Source organism: Pedobacter sp. BAL39 (assembly GCF_000170795.1).
Lineage (GTDB): Bacteria > Bacteroidota > Bacteroidia > Sphingobacteriales > Sphingobacteriaceae > Pedobacter.
In genome coordinates, this window is the sequence record NZ_ABCM01000019.1 from 1 (window position 1) to 16,930 (window position 16,930).

13 protein-coding genes are annotated in these 16,930 nt (G+C 44.1%); 4 read left to right on the forward strand and 9 right to left on the reverse strand.

What is annotated here, in order from left to right; genetic code table 11:
- The 5 genes from PBAL39_RS19625 to PBAL39_RS19650 all read right to left on the reverse strand — a co-directional run.
- Positions 1-879: RagB/SusD family nutrient uptake outer membrane protein (locus PBAL39_RS19625; protein WP_255348739.1), on the reverse strand; the 879-nt coding region annotated here is incomplete at its 3' end.
- Positions 866-1,315 (reverse strand): hypothetical protein, encoded by a 450-nt coding sequence (locus tag PBAL39_RS19630; protein WP_008244811.1) that lies wholly within the window; start codon positions 1,313-1,315, stop codon positions 866-868. The genes PBAL39_RS19630 and PBAL39_RS19625, both read right to left, overlap by 14 nt.
- Positions 1,316-1,326: 11 nt before the next feature.
- Positions 1,327-4,581 carry a SusC/RagA family TonB-linked outer membrane protein gene (locus tag PBAL39_RS19635; protein ID WP_008244813.1) on the reverse strand — a complete coding sequence of 1,085 codons (3,255 nt, stop codon included), beginning with the start codon at positions 4,579-4,581 and terminating at the stop codon, positions 1,327-1,329.
- Between the two features lie 363 nt (positions 4,582-4,944).
- Positions 4,945-6,135, reverse strand: coding sequence for a FecR family protein (locus tag PBAL39_RS19645; RefSeq protein ID WP_008244816.1), 1,191 nt, complete (start codon positions 6,133-6,135; stop codon positions 4,945-4,947).
- Between the two features lie 86 nt (positions 6,136-6,221).
- On the reverse strand, positions 6,222-6,830 hold the full coding sequence (locus PBAL39_RS19650) for an RNA polymerase sigma-70 factor (protein WP_008244817.1): 609 nt from the start codon (positions 6,828-6,830) through the stop codon (positions 6,222-6,224).
- Positions 6,831-7,125: 295 nt separating this feature from the next.
- Here PBAL39_RS19650 and PBAL39_RS19655 point away from each other — a divergent pair, with 295 nt between their 5' ends.
- Positions 7,126-7,428 (forward strand): hypothetical protein, encoded by a 303-nt coding sequence (locus PBAL39_RS19655; protein ID WP_157274121.1) that lies wholly within the window; start codon positions 7,126-7,128, stop codon positions 7,426-7,428.
- Positions 7,429-7,550: 122 nt separating this feature from the next.
- Here PBAL39_RS19655 and PBAL39_RS19660 read toward each other — a convergent pair whose 3' ends face one another.
- From PBAL39_RS19660 to rfbB, 3 genes are all read right to left on the reverse strand, one after another.
- A complete protein-coding gene (locus PBAL39_RS19660) occupies positions 7,551-8,945 on the reverse strand; it encodes an undecaprenyl-phosphate glucose phosphotransferase (protein ID WP_008244821.1) in 1,395 nt (464 codons plus the stop codon).
- A gap of 532 nt (positions 8,946-9,477) precedes the next feature.
- Positions 9,478-10,338: a glucose-1-phosphate thymidylyltransferase RfbA gene (gene rfbA, locus PBAL39_RS19665; RefSeq protein ID WP_008244824.1), complete on the reverse strand. Its 861-nt coding sequence runs from the start codon at positions 10,336-10,338 to the stop codon at positions 9,478-9,480.
- Positions 10,339-10,428: 90 nt separating this feature from the next.
- Complete coding sequence (gene rfbB / locus PBAL39_RS19670; protein WP_008244826.1) at positions 10,429-11,484, reverse strand: dTDP-glucose 4,6-dehydratase; 1,056 nt, start codon at positions 11,482-11,484, stop codon at positions 10,429-10,431.
- A gap of 390 nt (positions 11,485-11,874) precedes the next feature.
- On the opposite strand from rfbB, the gene PBAL39_RS19675 reads away from it, so the two are divergent.
- The 3 genes from PBAL39_RS19675 to PBAL39_RS19685 all read left to right on the forward strand — a co-directional run bounded on the left by PBAL39_RS19675 (position 11,875) and on the right by PBAL39_RS19685 (position 15,679).
- Complete coding sequence (locus tag PBAL39_RS19675; RefSeq protein ID WP_008244835.1) at positions 11,875-12,954, forward strand: mannose-1-phosphate guanylyltransferase; 1,080 nt, start codon at positions 11,875-11,877, stop codon at positions 12,952-12,954.
- Between the two features lie 39 nt (positions 12,955-12,993).
- Positions 12,994-14,565, forward strand: coding sequence for a capsule assembly Wzi family protein (locus PBAL39_RS19680; protein WP_008244837.1), 1,572 nt, complete (start codon positions 12,994-12,996; stop codon positions 14,563-14,565).
- 229 nt (positions 14,566-14,794) lie between these two features.
- Positions 14,795-15,679, forward strand: coding sequence for a hypothetical protein (locus tag PBAL39_RS19685; RefSeq protein ID WP_039867209.1), 885 nt, complete (start codon positions 14,795-14,797; stop codon positions 15,677-15,679).
- Between the two features lie 136 nt (positions 15,680-15,815).
- Here PBAL39_RS19685 and PBAL39_RS19690 read toward each other — a convergent pair whose 3' ends face one another.
- Positions 15,816-16,922 (reverse strand): DUF1972 domain-containing protein, encoded by a 1,107-nt coding sequence (locus PBAL39_RS19690; protein ID WP_008244840.1) that lies wholly within the window; start codon positions 16,920-16,922, stop codon positions 15,816-15,818.
- Between the last annotated feature and the right edge of the window lie 8 nt (positions 16,923-16,930).

A 16,930-nucleotide genomic window follows, 5' to 3' on the forward strand; every position in this document is an offset into this window, starting at 1 on the left:
GTGCCCTTCTGTAAATAATTCAATGCGCCGCTCCTTTTCTACGGCATTAAGTAATGCCAGCTGGTCGCCTGCAGGGCTCTCACCAAGATTGGCACGCCCTCTGACCGCATTTATGTCCTCACGGGCTCCGGTAATATTGTTCAACATGGCACGTGCTTCAGCACGGATCAAATACTGCTCAGATAGCCGAAACCGTGTAGAATATTCTTGTGTCGGCACATTTTCGGATCCAATTTTGTATTTGTAGGCAAAGTAGTATAAGTTGCCATTAGCGGATACTGAATTGATCCAGCTGCTTACCCGCGCATCGCCGGGCTCTGCCTTGAACGCATTTACCATTGTTTCATTGAGGAAAGTACTCTGGTCTTCCATGTAGGTAACCGGCCCACCTGCAGTTAAAACGAAATACCGGCCTTCCGCAGCATTCCTGTAAGTATTTGAATTGGTCGGTTGAATTTGCCATATCGCACCTCTACTATTCTTCAGAAACTCCCCATTTACTGGTATGAGTTCAAATCGTGATGATTGGTCAATTACTGCTGTAGCAGCGCTGTCTGCCCGCTCATAGTGCTCCGTGTATAAACTTGCCCTGGCAAGCAGGGCAAGGGCAACCCATTTAGTTGGACGTACCCGTTCTTCTGTAGCCTGGTCAAAACTTGCATTCAGAAAATTTTCGCTGCATAGTAAAGCGCTTTGCTGCAGGTCATTGATGACCAGACGCCAGACCTCTTCCTTCGGAGACCGCGGTAAAGTGGCATTCACCCTGTAGTCTGTTGTCAATGCCAGTGGCACGTCTCCAAAATAGTTTAGTAGATAGAAGTAACATAGCGCACGCATAAATCTCGCTTCACCTTCAGTTGTCTGATCACATTTGCAGATAGCGTGGTGTGCCCTCTAAGTTACTGAGCACCGAATTGCTGACATAAATGATCTCATATAGTCTGTTCCAGCTCCTTGTAAATACATTATTTGTGCTCACATAAGCATTTCGGTACACGTCATTCCGGTCTATAAGCGTTGTGCTAAATAAAACAGATTCATCCGAGAGCAGCGCCGGTATGGACGAGGACAACCCCATGATTCCCTCGCTTACCGATCCATAGCCGAGATCGGCATAAACATCCGTCATAATGGCGATTGCAGAGGCATCGTCTTTATAGGCTTTTTCAATAGTGGTGGAAGTAACTGGCGGATCGATCTCTATAAATTTCTTACAGGAATAGAACGAACAGCTGAACACGATCAGCAACATTCCCATCCGACTTCCTGCAATCATACGATTGAAAAAAAAGTAAATATTTTGGTCTAATTTCATGTCTTGTCAGATTATAAGGTTAATTGAGCGCCGATGGTGATGGTCCGCAATGGCGGTAAGCTGGTGCTGGATAATGTCTCTGGATCCAGGCCCGGGAACTTGGTGATGGTAAAGATGTTTTGTCCCTGCGTATAGATACGAAGGCCGTTCACCCTCATTTTATTCAGCCACATAGATGGCAATGACCAGGACAAGCTGATATTTTTTAGCCTCACGTACGATGCGTCTGTAACCACTCCTTCACTCACACCATAAGCACTCGAGGCCAGATACAGTTCTGAAGGGTAATATGAACTTACCTTCTGATAGTGCTTACCTTGGTCGCCGGGGGATTTCCACCTGTCCAATATCGCGACAGACTGGTTTCCGCCAGCAAACCCATTGTAGGCCGACCCTGGCGAGAACCCCGCCACATTCTGGTCTAACCCCTTCTGTTTTGTAAATTGAAAGAGTACATCCAGCTGAATCCCCTTATAACTGAAAGAGTTCTGAAATCCACCGTAAAAATCAGGCGTCAGATCTACAATTTCTACGGCATCATGGTTCTCATACCAGATATACAATGGGTTACTGGTCAGATTGCCATTCCTGTCAAAAAACTGAAAAAGGCCTGTTGTGGGATCCACACCATTATACCTGTACAGCCTCAAGAAAGACAGTGGCTGACCAACCTCATACGTTGTAGCATAACTGGATTGGCCCAGGTCGTCAAATCTGATCAGTTTGTTGCCAGCAACTGTAAAATTCAGGTTGCTCTTCCAGCTGAACTGCTGATTTTGTACAGGCACCGTATTCAATGAGATCTCCCAGCCGGAATTCTGTATCGTGGCAGGCATGTTTTGTGTCACCGAACCAAAACCGGTGGTGTAAGGAAGGTTGTAGTCCAAAAGCTGATTTGACGAGCGGTTGCGATAGTAGTTCAGGTTTAATAGAATTCTGTCCTTAAAAAATCCCAGATCAATTCCGGCTGATAGCTTTCTTGTTTCCTCCCATTGCAGGTTGCGATTGGCAAGCGTCAGGATGGACAAGGCATTCGCCTGCTGATAGGGAGTAAAATAACTGCTATTCGCCAACAACTCCATAAATTGATAATCCCCGATCTGATCGCTTCCAGTTGTACCATAACTGACTTTCAATTTACCAAAACTCAAAGCCGGCAACAGCTCATCGACAAACTTTTCATTGGAAAAAATCCATGCACCAGCTACGGAAGCAAAATTATTGAACAGATTCTCGGGGCCAAAACGGGATGATCCATCTCTTCTCGCTGTAGCATTGACGATATACTTATCATTCCAGTTATAGTTAACGCGTGAAAATATCGCACTGTACTTATAACGTGAGGCAATGGTCGCATAATCATAAGATGCCAATGCAGTAGCAGCACTCATGTTCTCCAGTACATCATCACTGGCGTATCCAACGCCTTCAGTTTCCTTTTTGTTCATATCCCGTCCCAGGAATGTCGCACCCACCAGTACACTTAATGTTCCCTTACCAATTGTTCTATGGTAGTCGAGCTGAGGTTCTACCTGCCAGGTGCTTTGGTTTCCATAGCCATAGGTTGCATACCGACTCGTTGTAGAACGGTATTCCGGACGGACTCGTGTTAAAGGCATGGTAAACAGGTCATCAGAATCCATATTGGAATATCCAAATGTACTGGACAGGTTTAAGTGCTCCAGAATCTTATAACTCATTGATAAACTGCTAATCAGACTCCCCAATGTCCTTTGGTTCTTCACCAGTAAATAAGACAGGGGATTGTCCCAGGTTGAGGTTGTGTACCCTCCCGATTCGATACCCGCCCAGTTGAGTGAACCGTCTGGCTGATACAAAGCAGGTGCATTCGGCGGAAGGCGCATGGCAATCGAGGTGAGCTCACGGGTAGGCAGTTTGGTAATGCTCCTGAGGTACTGCAGATTCAGTTGCGTCTTAAATCGTCTGTTTGCAGAAGTATTGGTGATCACACTACTGATGGACGCTTTGCTGTCCGAATAGTTGTCGCGATAAACCGTGGTCTGTCTGTTGTAACCACCGGAGATCCGGAACTGCGTCAGCTCAGTTCCTCCCGAGATTCCCAGCTGTGCGTCAGTGTACCCTGCAGTATTACCCAGCAGTTCGTCCTGCCAGTCGGTATAGCGGTTTCGGTCCCAGGTACCATTGATATCGTAATCCTGCGGCCCGGCAGTCAATCCATCATTCTTCAAAGCTTCCTCCCGCAACTCGATGTACTGTGCTGTGTTCAGTAGCTCCAGTCGCCGGTTCATCCGGGCCCAGCCGTGCTGAATGTTCGCCTCCACCTTTGTGTCTCCAGCTTTTCCCTTTTTGGTAGTGATCAGGATTGCGCCAGCCGCCGCACGGGAACCATAAATGGAAGTGGCATCCGCATCTTTCAAGATGGTGATCGACTCAATATCTGAAGGATTGATCAGGTTGATGGTGCTGCTGGCACCAGAGGGGCTCACCCCTCCATCGGCCCTGCCTGATCCTCCCTGGGGACTGTAGGAGTCGGGCAGCGTTTGTGAAGGGTAGGGTATTCCGTCGACGACATACAAGGGATCGCTCCCACGGGTTAAACTGCTCTGCCCCTGTATACGTACAGTGACACCAGTTCCCGGGAATCCCCCGGCTTGCACAACAGTCATACCCGGTACCGTTCCCTGCAATGCCAGTAAGGCATTGCTGACCGGTTGTTTCTCAATATCGTCAGCTTTCACGGTTGTGATATTCCCAGTACTTAACCTGCGACTGGTGGTTCCATAGGCGATTACTTGTATCTCATCCAGCTTAGATGTAGCCGGCTGTAAGGCAATCACTCCCATATCGGGCCTGGCCGGAATCTGAACGGTCTGATAACCGATATAGGAAAAAGACAGAATATCCCCTTCATTGATCCCTTTGATTAAAAACCTACCATTCCTATCGGTAACTGCGCCCGCATTTGAATTCTCGGCCCTTAATGTAACTCCAGAGAGTGGCCTCAACTGGATGTCTACCACTCGACCTGACACATCAAATGACTGTAGTCGGGCAACCAGTGACTCCAGGTAACCGGGTCGGCTTTTAGCTCGGATGGAGATGATTTTACCTTCAATTTTGTAAACCAATTCGACGTCTTTAAACACGGTGCGCAGCGCTTCTTCCAGACTGGCATGAGCTAAGCTGATGTCTACCCGCTGTTCCTTCGGGATGATTTTACTATCGTAAAAAACATCGTATCCACTTTGTTTCCTGATCTCCTTCAAGACGGATTCAAGAGGCATGTTTTTCCGATTGATCGTAATGCGCTGGCCAAATGTCGCTGCACTGACCTGTAAAAGAGATGCTAGTAATATAACGGCGGTGAGTCGCATAATTAGCAATAAGTTGTGGCATACCTGCCGGGATACGACAAATTTCCTGGTATATTTTTTATACATTTGCTTGGTTTGGTTGAGCAAGATGCCTCTTCTTTCCACGGACAAGGCAACTGCGGTTCTAGTTGATTTCTTTGACTGACGCCAAACTTCAACCAGATCTTTCTAAGGTCTGGTTGTTTTTTTTATAGCTATCGTAGGGTTTTCTTCATCTGTTGATGTTTAGTAAATACTTCTATTAATTATCACATTGTTATCGGAAATGATGTCTTATTTGAAAACATATAGCTTTTTTCCCTCCATCCGGAACTTCACAAATCCGGTATTTTCAATGGACTTTAAAACGGTTGATAAATTATTGCTCCTGGAAATCCAACCTCCTGACTCCAGCTCTTCTGGTACTGAGGGATCATAGATTACCTCTACGTCATACCAGCGCGCTATTTTACGCATGGCAGTTTTAAAGTTTACCCTATTCAGGTTAAAATCACCATCCTTCCAATCGGTAACGCTTTCCACGTTCACCCGGCCTACTGTAATGCCAGCTCCATTGCTCCTGCTCTGCTCTCCAGGTTGGATCACCCGCTGTGTACCATTTGCGCTTACCTTCACTGCCCCCTCCACCAGGGTAGTAGCAATTGAAGACTCATCCTGATAGCTATTGACATTAAAGTGTGTGCCCAATACCTCGACTTCCTGGTTACCTGTTTTCACAATGAATGGGTGCTTCCTATCCTTGGCCACTTCAAAATATCCTTCACCACTCAACCTGACAATTCGCTTTCCAGCCTCATTCAAGCCCATGCTATAGGTCAGACTGGAAGCAGCATTCAGGTATACCAATGAGCCATCTGGCAGACGAACGTTGTAAGTTTCCCCATTTGCGGTCGACAAAGTATTGAGCCTGGAAGGGTCAATACCAGATCCCGTAGATGCATATTCCAACTGACCGTTTGTAGATTTACGAACTACCATACCAGATTCTTCTACCAGCATTCCTTTTACTGCACCATTTAGACTGATCTTCCTGCCATCTGCTAAAGTCAGGGTCGCACCAACTTTACCTGGGGGAATGTCTTTTGTGACCACCACGCTCTGGCTGACATCGACATTTTTCCAGTGGTCATGGAAGAGCCATACGCCAGTGAGCATAGTTGCTATCACAGCTGCAACAGCAAACCACTTGTAGTTCATTCTATTTACCGGTACAGGGGCTCTGCCATCAATCACATGGATGACCTCTTTAATTTTCAGCAACACCTGGTCCCTGCGCTTTTGATCATCTTCATCAGCCGCAGCTAAATCGGCCAGCTCCATATCGGTTTCCAACAGCCTGATAAAGACTGCATCATTTTTTTCTTCCCCAATTAATTGGAACAGTGCTCTCACTTCTCCTTCAGAGGATTCATGGTGGATGAACTTTTGTAAAAGAATTTCAGAAGATAATGGTGGCTGCGACATCTCGTTATTTACGCTTCAATTGTGCTTGCTATTCAGGGATAAGAGTATGCCCAGCGAAACTATAACTATCCAATAAACAGAATAAATTACAACTTACTGTCTGTCAGCAATATAATTATTGAAAGACTGAGTATATCCGCGCGATTTTCCAGACTTTTACGCAGAAACTGCATGGCGTGGCCCAACTGGTTATTCACTGTGCTTGTCGAAATGCCCAGATGCGCAGCGATCTGTTTATGGCTAAGTCCCTGGTTCCGGCTAAGTTCCCAGATCAGACGACGCTGCTCTGGTAATTGTGCTACCGCCATCTCGATGACCCGCTTGCTTTCCTTCACCATCAGCTGTTCCTCAGTGTCATTGCTATAAGTCGCCTGGCCCATAGCCATCTTGTCGACAAGCTTATGAGTGTTCGCTATTTTTTTAAGGTAGCTCAGTGTTTTGTTTGCTGCGATATTAAACAAATATGAGGTCGGAAATTTTACGTCCAGCAGCAGATGCCGGTTGATCCAGAGCTGCACAAATATGTCCTGTATGATTTCTTCTGTCAGCGCTTTTGATCGGACCATTTTGTCAACATAGGGAAAAAGCCGCGCGGAGTAGTGATGATAAACGGCTTCAAAACAGCGTTCGTCACCTTTAGCCAATCCAGCGAACAATTCGGCTTCATTGATGAGTTTCTGTCTTCCTTGCCCCATTTCCCTTTATAAATTTGATGGTATGATTGTCTTATAGCTCAATTACGAATGCAATCTGGCGCAATATTCAAATTATTTAGCAAATTTTCCGAACGGAACAAATATTTCAGATGTTGTTGCACCAACATTTCCACTGTTCTATTAAAAATATTGCCAACTTTCCCTGGATTGGGCTGTCCAACCGCTTTCCTGTGTAATCCTGTATTCTTTAAGCCGTCATGATGCTAAAAAGTCCGGGTTAACAGATATATAAAGATCTATTCTATATTTACGATATAATTGAATGATCATACCGATGCGACAACTAAACAGACAAACTAAAATATTGACCTATTTCTTTGGAACTATAGTCATCTTCGGGCTCCTTACCTGCATCTCCTATGAAAATGGAATGGCGTATGATTCGGAGACAGCCATGGGATTTCCCCTTACATTCTATAAAATGGGCGTAGGTCAGAGTTTGAGAACGGGAGAGATGGAACAATTTACTAATTTTGATCCGGTGTCGCTGTCCATTGACCTGCTCAGTTCAATACTGATTTTTTTAAGCCTATACTTTCTGTTTAATATGTTGCTGCGAAACAAAAGAATGTTTTAATTCCTTTACATGAAAACGACTGTTTACCAGGCACTACCGTAAACCAATAAACAAAAACACCTGAAGAAACTATAGTCCTTCAGGTGTTTTACAATATTTGTCAAGCAGGGATATCTGGCGATTTAGTAAGCGTTTTCCTCGCCTCTGAATACATTGATGATGGTCATAAAGATGATCTTCACATCCAGCATACCAGTCCAGTTTTCAAGATACCAGATGTCATGCTGAACACGTTTCTCCATGGCACCATCTTCTTTAGTCTCACCCCTAAAGCCATTTACCTGTGCCCAGCCTGTAATTCCTGGTTTCATGAAGTGGCGCACCATAAACTGGCTGATCAGTGCTTTATACTCTTCGGTGTGGCTTAACATATGCGGTCTTGGACCAACAACGGTCATGCTACCAGCAAAAACATTGAAGAACTGAGGCAATTCATCGAGACTTGTCTTTCTAAGGAACTTTCCGATGGCAGTGATCCTGTCATCGTCTTTCGTTGCCTGTTTCTTGTCGCTATTGCCGTTCACCTTCATGCTTCGGAATTTCAGACACCAGAAAGGTTCATCATTACGTCCACTGCGGAGTTGTTTGAATAAAACCGGCCCCGGGCTCTGCAGTTTAATCAGCAACGCGATGATCGGATATAACCAGCTCAGTATAAAAACAATTACCAAACCGCTGAAAACAATATCAAAGGCTCTCTTCTTAAACCTATTGCTCATGAGCTCCAAAGGCTCGTTACGTAGACTGATGATGGGAAACTCACCACCCATATAAGAAATGTTATAAGGCGTAGCTAAAGATCCGGCAATATCAGGTATGAACTTCAGGCGCAGACATTGTTTATCAGCCTCACGAACCAAGGTATGGATTCCAGAGAACTTTTCCGGTGGAACAGCTACATATAGATCTTCTACCCCATGTGCAGCAGCAGTCTGCATTTCTGCAATCGCAAAATCAGACAACATCCCGGTTTGCTCACTGTAGATGTTTTTGTCAGACTTGGCAATCACTCCATAGAAGTCAACGTTCAACTGTTTGGTAAGGTAGCTGGCCAATCGGTTTCCAGTAGGATTTTCACCCATTACCGCTACTTTCTTGGTCACACTGAATTTATTGATCAACAGAAACTGAAGTGCTGTTCCGATAAAACGGTTAAGCAGGAACGACGCACTAAGTAACAGATAGAATATGATTAAAAATGTTTTCGAGAATGCCACATCTTTCTCAAATAACAGGTAAACCGAAAACAATACCGCGTGCATCAGGATACTTCTCCATGTTCCGCGATAAATGCGCTCCAGGCGACGTGCCCCATAGTCCGTATACAAACGGAAAAACAAAGTGTTGAATAACCAGATCAGGTTACATACAATCACATAATGCTGAACAAGATCATAAGAAACTTCTTTTCCAAAATACCCAGTCACATAATAAGAAAGAAAGTAAACCAGGTTCAGCATGAGTATATCTGTGATGGGCAGAATATACTTGAGGAGATACAAATAACGTGTTTGCATAATGGGTATATTTAAGTAGGATGAACGATGTAAGGCCTTGCGGCTACCCAATTGTTACAATAACTATTCCAGTTGAAAAAATACTGTGCCGAGAAGATTAAATTCATGTTAACGAAAAATGAAAATAAATCCATGATCGGCCCTCTTGCTCACAAAAAGTATCAAAAACAGGAATGTTTTTATTCGAAAAAAAATTCGTTACCTCTTTTTTGTAGTAAAACTTGGAAAATCAGCAAAATAACATCGTTTTAATCGATAAAACACTCGGAATTTTACCTAAAACGCCTCAGTATTAAAAAAAACGGCTTATTTGAAGATAAATCACCTGATCGTCAAGGAAAAACATAAAATTCAAATTAATACGGCTTGTATATTTAACAATTCACTCTGAGGCTTAGTGTCCAAAATACACACCAGTTATAACCGAGCTTAAAGGCGCCTCAGAGTGGATTTTTCAAACCTTCCTGCAGATTGTACTGAAAATGATACAAACAATTATTGCTACAAATACTATCGCTCAGGCTACAGATAATTATTTGATTAATTTCAATAAATACTGTCCATATCCGCTTTTTACTAGAGGGGTAGCTACAGCGGCCAGCTGATCCTTGTCAATATACCCCATTCTATACGCAACCTCCTCTATAGCACCTATCTTCAAACCTTGCCGTTCTTCAATTACCTGCACAAACTGTCCAGCCTGCATCAATGAATTAAAGGTTCCGGTATCCAGCCATGCAGTACCTCTGCTTAGCACGCCGACCTTTAATTTTCCTTGTTCCAGATAGACCTTATTTACGTCGGTAATTTCATATTCCCCTCTAGGAGAAGGCTTTATATTTTTCGCGATCTCGACTACGCTATTATCGTAGAAATACAGACCTGGTACGGCGTAATCAGACTTCGGGGCCACTGGTTTCTCTTCGATGGAAATGGCTTTGTTCTGCCCGTCGAATTCCACCACACCGTAACGTTCCGGGTCCGAAACTTGATAGGCAAACACGACTCCTCCTTCTGGGTTTGCACTGGCTTGCAGCAACTTAGACATACCCTCCCCGTAAAAAATATTGTCACCCAATACCAATGCTACCTTGTCCCTGCCAATGAAATCTGCCCCAATGACAAATGCCTGAGCGAGTCCATTTGGCTGCTCCTGTACAGCATAAGAAAATTTACAGCCCAGGCTACTTCCGTCACCAAGAAGTTTTTCAAAATTAGGAAGGTCATGTGGTGTGGAAATAATCAGTACTTCTTTAATCCCAGCAAGCATTAATGTAGATAAAGGGTAGTAAATCATGGGTTTATCATAAACCGGCATCATTTGTTTACTCATTGCAAGTGTCAGCGGATGCAGGCGCGTACCGCTCCCACCTGCCAGAATTATTCCTTTCATATAATATATTATAATCTTATTTAAGTGTAAATTGAATCAATACGTGAATAGATGAGCAACACCTCAATTTGAGGAGATGTGCAACACTATTTAGCGCTCTGCATACTGTTTTTCGTAATAGGATTGATAGTTAAATGAGGTTACATCATCCAGCCATTTTTCATTCTCCAGGTACCAGTCCACAGTTTTCTTTAAGCCCTCTTCAAACTGAAGACTTGGAACCCATCCGAGTTTTTGCTGCAGCTTGGACGAGTCAATGGCATAACGTAAATCATGGCCTGCCCTATCCGTCACATAAGTAATCAGTTTTTCAGAAGTTCCCGCTTCGCGGCCCAGCTTTTCATCCATGATGCCACACAGCAGTTTGATCAGGTCGATATTCTTCCACTCGTTATGACCACCGATATTATAAGTTTCGCCAGTTTTTGCTTCATGGAAAATGACATCTATCGCTCTTGCATGATCTTCAACCCATAACCAGTCGCGCACATTTTCCCCCTTACCATAAACCGGAACAGGTTTGTTGTTCTTAATATTGTTGATGGCCAATGGGATCAGCTTTTCAGGAAAATGATGAGAGCCATAATTATTGGAACAGTTGGAGATCACCACATCCAGGCCGTAGGTATCATGATATGCACGCACAAAATGATCTGAACTCGCCTTAGAAGCTGAATAAGGACTATGTGGATCGTAAGAAGTGCTTTCGGTAAACATGCCTGTTTCACCTAGTGCGCCATAAACCTCATCTGTGGATACATGATAGAAACGTTTTTTGTCATAAGCTCCTTTCCAGTATTCCCTGGCCGCATTCAGCAGGTTAACCGTACCAATCACATTGGTCATCACAAAATCCATTGGACTTGCAATGGAACGGTCTACATGAGATTCAGCTGCGAGGTGGATAACGGCGTCAAAATCATGAGTCCTGAACAAGTCATTGATAAATTCAGCTTCTACGATATCCCCTTTGACAAATTTGTAATTGGCAGCATCTTCAACATCCGTTAAATTCAGCAGATTGCCCGCATATGTCAATTTATCCAGGTTAAAAATGCTGTAATCAGGATATTTTTTTACAAACCGACGAACAACATGAGAGCCGATAAAGCCAGCTCCTCCAGTAATTAAGATTTTTTTAGTCATTATTCTTGTTTTAAATAGTTAGTGCAGCGGAAACTTATATTCTTAACATGTTTACATTCAATAATAATACCATAATCATAAGTACAATGAGGTCCTACGTCGCTAATGCTACAAATGCTGTCGGCAATTACAATAATCTTCGGAAAAACCGTTTAAATAACAGTTAGCCTCATTATTTTATCATCAAATAATTGTTAATTAATGCATTTTATCTTTTTTCATTTCACCAGACAACCGCTTTTTCAGCACTTAATTAGTTATAAATTCAGGAAACAACCGCGCGGAATAAGTTGGTATCAAATTTGACTTATAGCATTAGGTTTTATTTCCTAAAGCCACCACCTTTACCACGAAGCGCACGTTAAAATTTGCAGCACTAAAAAATGACGAATGGAGAATAACAACTTTGTACTAATTATGGCTGGCGGTGTCGGCAGCCGGTTCTGGCCTAAAAGCCGAAATGCATTCCCTAAACAATTTATAGACATCCTGGGAATAGGAAAATCATTACTTCAGCTGACTTACGAGCGTTTTTTGAAACTTTGTCCCGCAGAAAACATTTTCATTGTCACCAATAGTCAATACAAGGACATCATTTGCAAACAACTTCATGGCATTGATCCAGGCCAGTTGATTTGTGAACCCAGCAGGAAAAATACCGCTCCCTGTATTGCCTATGCTTCCTTTAAACTGAACGCCATCAATCCCGATGCGAATATTGTTGTTGCGCCGTCTGACCACTTTATACTCTATGAAGATGTTTTTATTGAGAAAATACAACAGGCATTAGATTACACCAAACAGCATGAAGCGCTGGTGACGCTTGGCGTCAATCCTACAAGGCCTGATACAGGTTATGGATATATTAAATATGCCGAAGAAAGTGAAGGTGGGATCCATAAGGTAGTCCGTTTTACTGAGAAGCCATCACTGGAGAAAGCGGAAGCTTTTCTTAGTGAAGGCAATTATGTGTGGAATGCAGGGATTTTCATCTGGAAAGCCAGCTCTATCCTGGCTAGCCTCCAACGCTATGTAGAAGAAATTCATACCTTATTTAATAAAGGAAATGAGCTCTATAATACCGCTGATGAACAAGCTTTTATTGATGAACACTACCCAACTGCGCCAAGCATATCTATAGATTATGCCATCATGGAACAGGCGGAAAATGTCTATACGATCCCGGCCGACTTCGGCTGGTCTGATCTCGGTACCTGGGCTTCCCTTTACGAAGCGGCACCGAAAAATGAGGAAAATAATGTGGTCTCTGCCACTCAAGCAAATATCAGGGACACCAGTAACAGCATCATACACATCAACAATGATAAACTAGCCATCATCAGGGGCCTGGATAACTTTATTGTTGTCGATGAAGGAAATGCATTGCTCATCTATCCAAAAACTCATGAGCAGGAAATCAAAGAGGTTGTCAACCAAATGAGCATCAGCTTTGGAGAACGGTTCACCTAAATCAGCGCTAAAACTAAATCTTCTACCTTAATCGATCCTATGAATTATAAACGCACCAAGCTAACCAGGAATAAGCGCCTCATTATCCTTTCATCCACCCTACTGTTGCTCGCAGCAGAAGCGCGGTCGCAGGGCATAAGAAACATCAGCGCCGAATTAGAACTTCAGGCCATCGGAACCACAAATAGTACCGTTCCGTTCTGGATGAGGTCTAACCAATATGGATCTATCCCGCTGTCCGGGGCCTCTGGTAGTTTCCTTGCCAGGATGCGTAAAGATTACGACACCCTGTCTACTGCAGATCTAAACTCCGGAAGAAAAAAGGCGTTCGACTGGGGATTTGGTTTTGAAGGCCGTGCAAATGGTGGTAAAGATGCCAATCTCCAATTGATTGAGGCTTATGCAAAAGTGAAAGCCAGCATCTTCCAGCTGAAAGTCGGCCGCACAAAGGACGTCATGGGACTTAATGGCGATACCACCCTGAGCTCGGGAAACTTCGCCGTATCCGGAAATGCCCTGGGCATACCGAAAGTCGAAATCTCTATTCCTGAATATTATACCATTCCTGTATTCAACGGACTATTTGCCTTCAAAGGAAACTTCGCTCATGGTTGGGTAGGCAAAGTATTTATCCTCGAGTCCGTCGGGTCCTCGACGAATGGAGGTACCGCTTTCCCCATCAACAACAGATACCCGCAAACCTACCTGCACCAGAAGTCTTTGTATGTGCGACTTGGAAAAAAGGACTGGCGACTGAAGCTTTATGGTGGGTTCAACCATCAGGTATACTGGGGTAATGAAAAAGAAGCTTACGGACCTAACTTTGATCTTTCCACACTGGAATCTTTGTTTTATGTAGCCACAGGTAAAGCTTATGGCGCCAGAGGGGTGCCCACCTCTAAAATAGGTAACCAGCTGGGCTCACTTGATGTGGGTGCTGAATATGAGTTTGATAACTTCAAGCTGATGTTATACCGACAAAACCTTTATGATGTGGGTGCGTTGTCAAAACTGGCCAACATCGCCGACGGACTGAATGGAATTAGCATAGAAAACAAACATTTTGACGACAACAACCGCGGGTTCAGATGGAAAAAGGCTCTTTTTGAAGTATTCTATTCTAAGGACCAGGCGGGTTATCCTTGGTCCAAGCCTACGAAATCGGGTGATGAGGATTATTACAACAACTTCTATTATCTTGAAGGATGGTCTTATAAAGACCTCGGCATGGGTAACCCCTTCATTACCGCCAGAAATCAGGCCCGGGAGGGTCAGGCTTACCGCTACGCAGATTACTTCATCAATAACAGGATCATCGCATTACACTTAGGCCTCTCCGGAAGTTTAAACCAGTGGAACTTTACCTCAAAAGTTTCCTACTCCTGGAACTATGGTACTTTTGGAACAAGCGAATATGGTGGCTCTACTGGTTCAATCAGAAACCCGCAAACCACCAACCTTTTTGTGCCGGTACAGCAGTTCTCTGTTTTCCTCGAAAGCATGAAACAATTTAATAAAGGCTACAGAATGGGATTTGCTACTGCCCTCGATCAGGGAAAATTACTGAACAACAGCTTCGGACTACAGCTTAAAGTCGTCAAAAGCCTTTAATAGCAGCGTTCAAAATCTGACCTGCCTACTGACAAGGCATAATACACCGCCCCCAAAGAAATCTGGGGGCTTTTTTATAGATGAATATGCTGCAGCACCATGTCAGCCAGGATTTAGATCTCGCTCATTATTTCTACCTGTTCACGACTCTAAACACCTGCTTCATGTTATTGACAAAAATGGATTGAACAAGGCTACCTATTTTCAACCAACATTAAATCAATTCGTTATGACTTCATCTAAACTTCTGACAGCGATGTGCCTGGTGTTCATGTCCTGTACAATTCTCTATTCCTGCAAGAAACAAATGGGCCTGCAGGGGGAAAAAGGAGATTCAGGTATAGCCGGGCCAGCCGGGAGTACGGTACTGAGCGGCAACGCAGTACCTGCAACCTCGATCGGTGCCGTAGGCGACTTCTACCTCGACCTGAGCACAAGTAAATTTTACGGACCTAAAAAGCCTGATGGCAGCTGGGGTACCGGCTTTTCCATGCTGGGGGCCAATGGAATCCAGGGACCCGCCGGTCAAAATGGTGCAAACGGCAGCAATGGCACGAACGGAAATAAGATCCTGAATGGATCAGGCGCCCCTGCAGCCAACATCGGGGCCGTCAACGACTACTACCTGGACAAGACCAGTTACACCCTGTATGGCCCTAAGCTGACCGCAGGCTGGGGTATCGGTGTTTCACTAAAAGGTCCTGCGGGAACCTCCGGAATCATGTATTCGGGATGGCAATATGCCAAGGCTTTCAGCGACACCACTATTGACAACTCCAAGTTAAAGGTGGGATACATTACTGCCAAGTCAATCAGTACTTCAGTTCTGAATTCTGGAACGATACTGGTATATTTCACCTATGGAGGAGGAGTCATGCCACTTCCTTACACCAGTTTTGCAGGTGGAAAAAGCAATATCATCAATTTTATGCCGCTCTTCAACCGGATCGTCATCACCAGGTTTACAGCCGACAACTCAAGTAGTGTCGCACTATCGACGTTACTGCAGTATCGCTATGTCATCATCCCAGGCGGAAGCCTGATCTCCAGCCTTCCAAAAAAAGACCTGGAAAACTACGAACTGATGAAAAAGAAACTTAATATACCCGATTAACGCGCTTTACCGCTCCCATCATCAATAAAAATCCCCTGTCAATGTTTTCATTGCAGGGGATTAATATTAAAAAGATAACCCTTTGATCTCAACCTCTCTCTTACTTCAATTCCAAAGAAGCAGACTGGGAGTGATACTATCTGTTGATGATACCTTTCACACTTTCGAAATGTGCGGCGTATTGATCCGTGATGATCTCCCAGTCGTAGATGTCATTGATTTTAGCCATGTTGTTCTTTAACATCTTTTGATAGTGTTCCTCATCATATACCACGCTCAGCAAATGCTCCCTTACTTCTTGCGCAGTTTGAAAGTAGATTGCATCCCCTTCCAGAATATACTTGTTAAAAGGGTTGTCATTTGCACAGATCAGGCTGTTGGACGCCATAGCCTCCAGTAAAGAAGGATTCGTACCGCCAACAGTATGTCCATGAAAATAGATGTTGGAGTAATACCTCAGGTTGTTCAATATGTTGATGTTATAAATCCCACCTATAAAACGAATCTGAGTATATGCTGCGTATTTCTGTTTCAGGTATTCACCATATGCTGTCTCATGTTTGCCCACAACCAGAAAAGGCCGATCGAGACCTGCCAGGGATACCCCCTCGAGGATTACGTCAATGCTATTTTCAGGCTCGAGCCTGGCAATGAGCATGTCATACTGCTGAGGGATCAGCCCATATGCATCCAGGTCGCTCACATCAGGCTTCTCAAAAGCTGTGGCACCATAGGCAATAAAAGTGGAATCCTTCTGATACTTCTCTTTGAGATAATCCTGGATGCCAATAGAATCCGAGATCAGGTGGTCACTGTACTTGACGCCCAGGCTTTCGGCATACCGGAGAAACTTCTTCACTTTCTCCGAATACTTGGTACGCTTCCATTCCAATCCGTCCATATTGGTGGTGACCACAACCTTTTTCGGCAACATCCATCCCCAGATAGAGCTGCTGGTATATCCCAGCTGGAGGATGATGTCACAATTCCTTTTTCTCACATCAACGATGCAATTGAGGTCATAAATGAACTGCCCGGCAGTACCTATCTTATTTTCAGGATCATAACAATGGATCAGCTTCACGCCGTTCCATTCTTTCTCCTGATATGGATGGTTATGAGAATTATAAACAATCACTTCATATCCCCGTTTGACTAAACCCAGTGCCAGATATTCTGCACACTGTTCAAAGCCACCATAATAGTTGGGTATCCCTCTAGTTCCGATTATCGCTATGCGCATATGTGGTT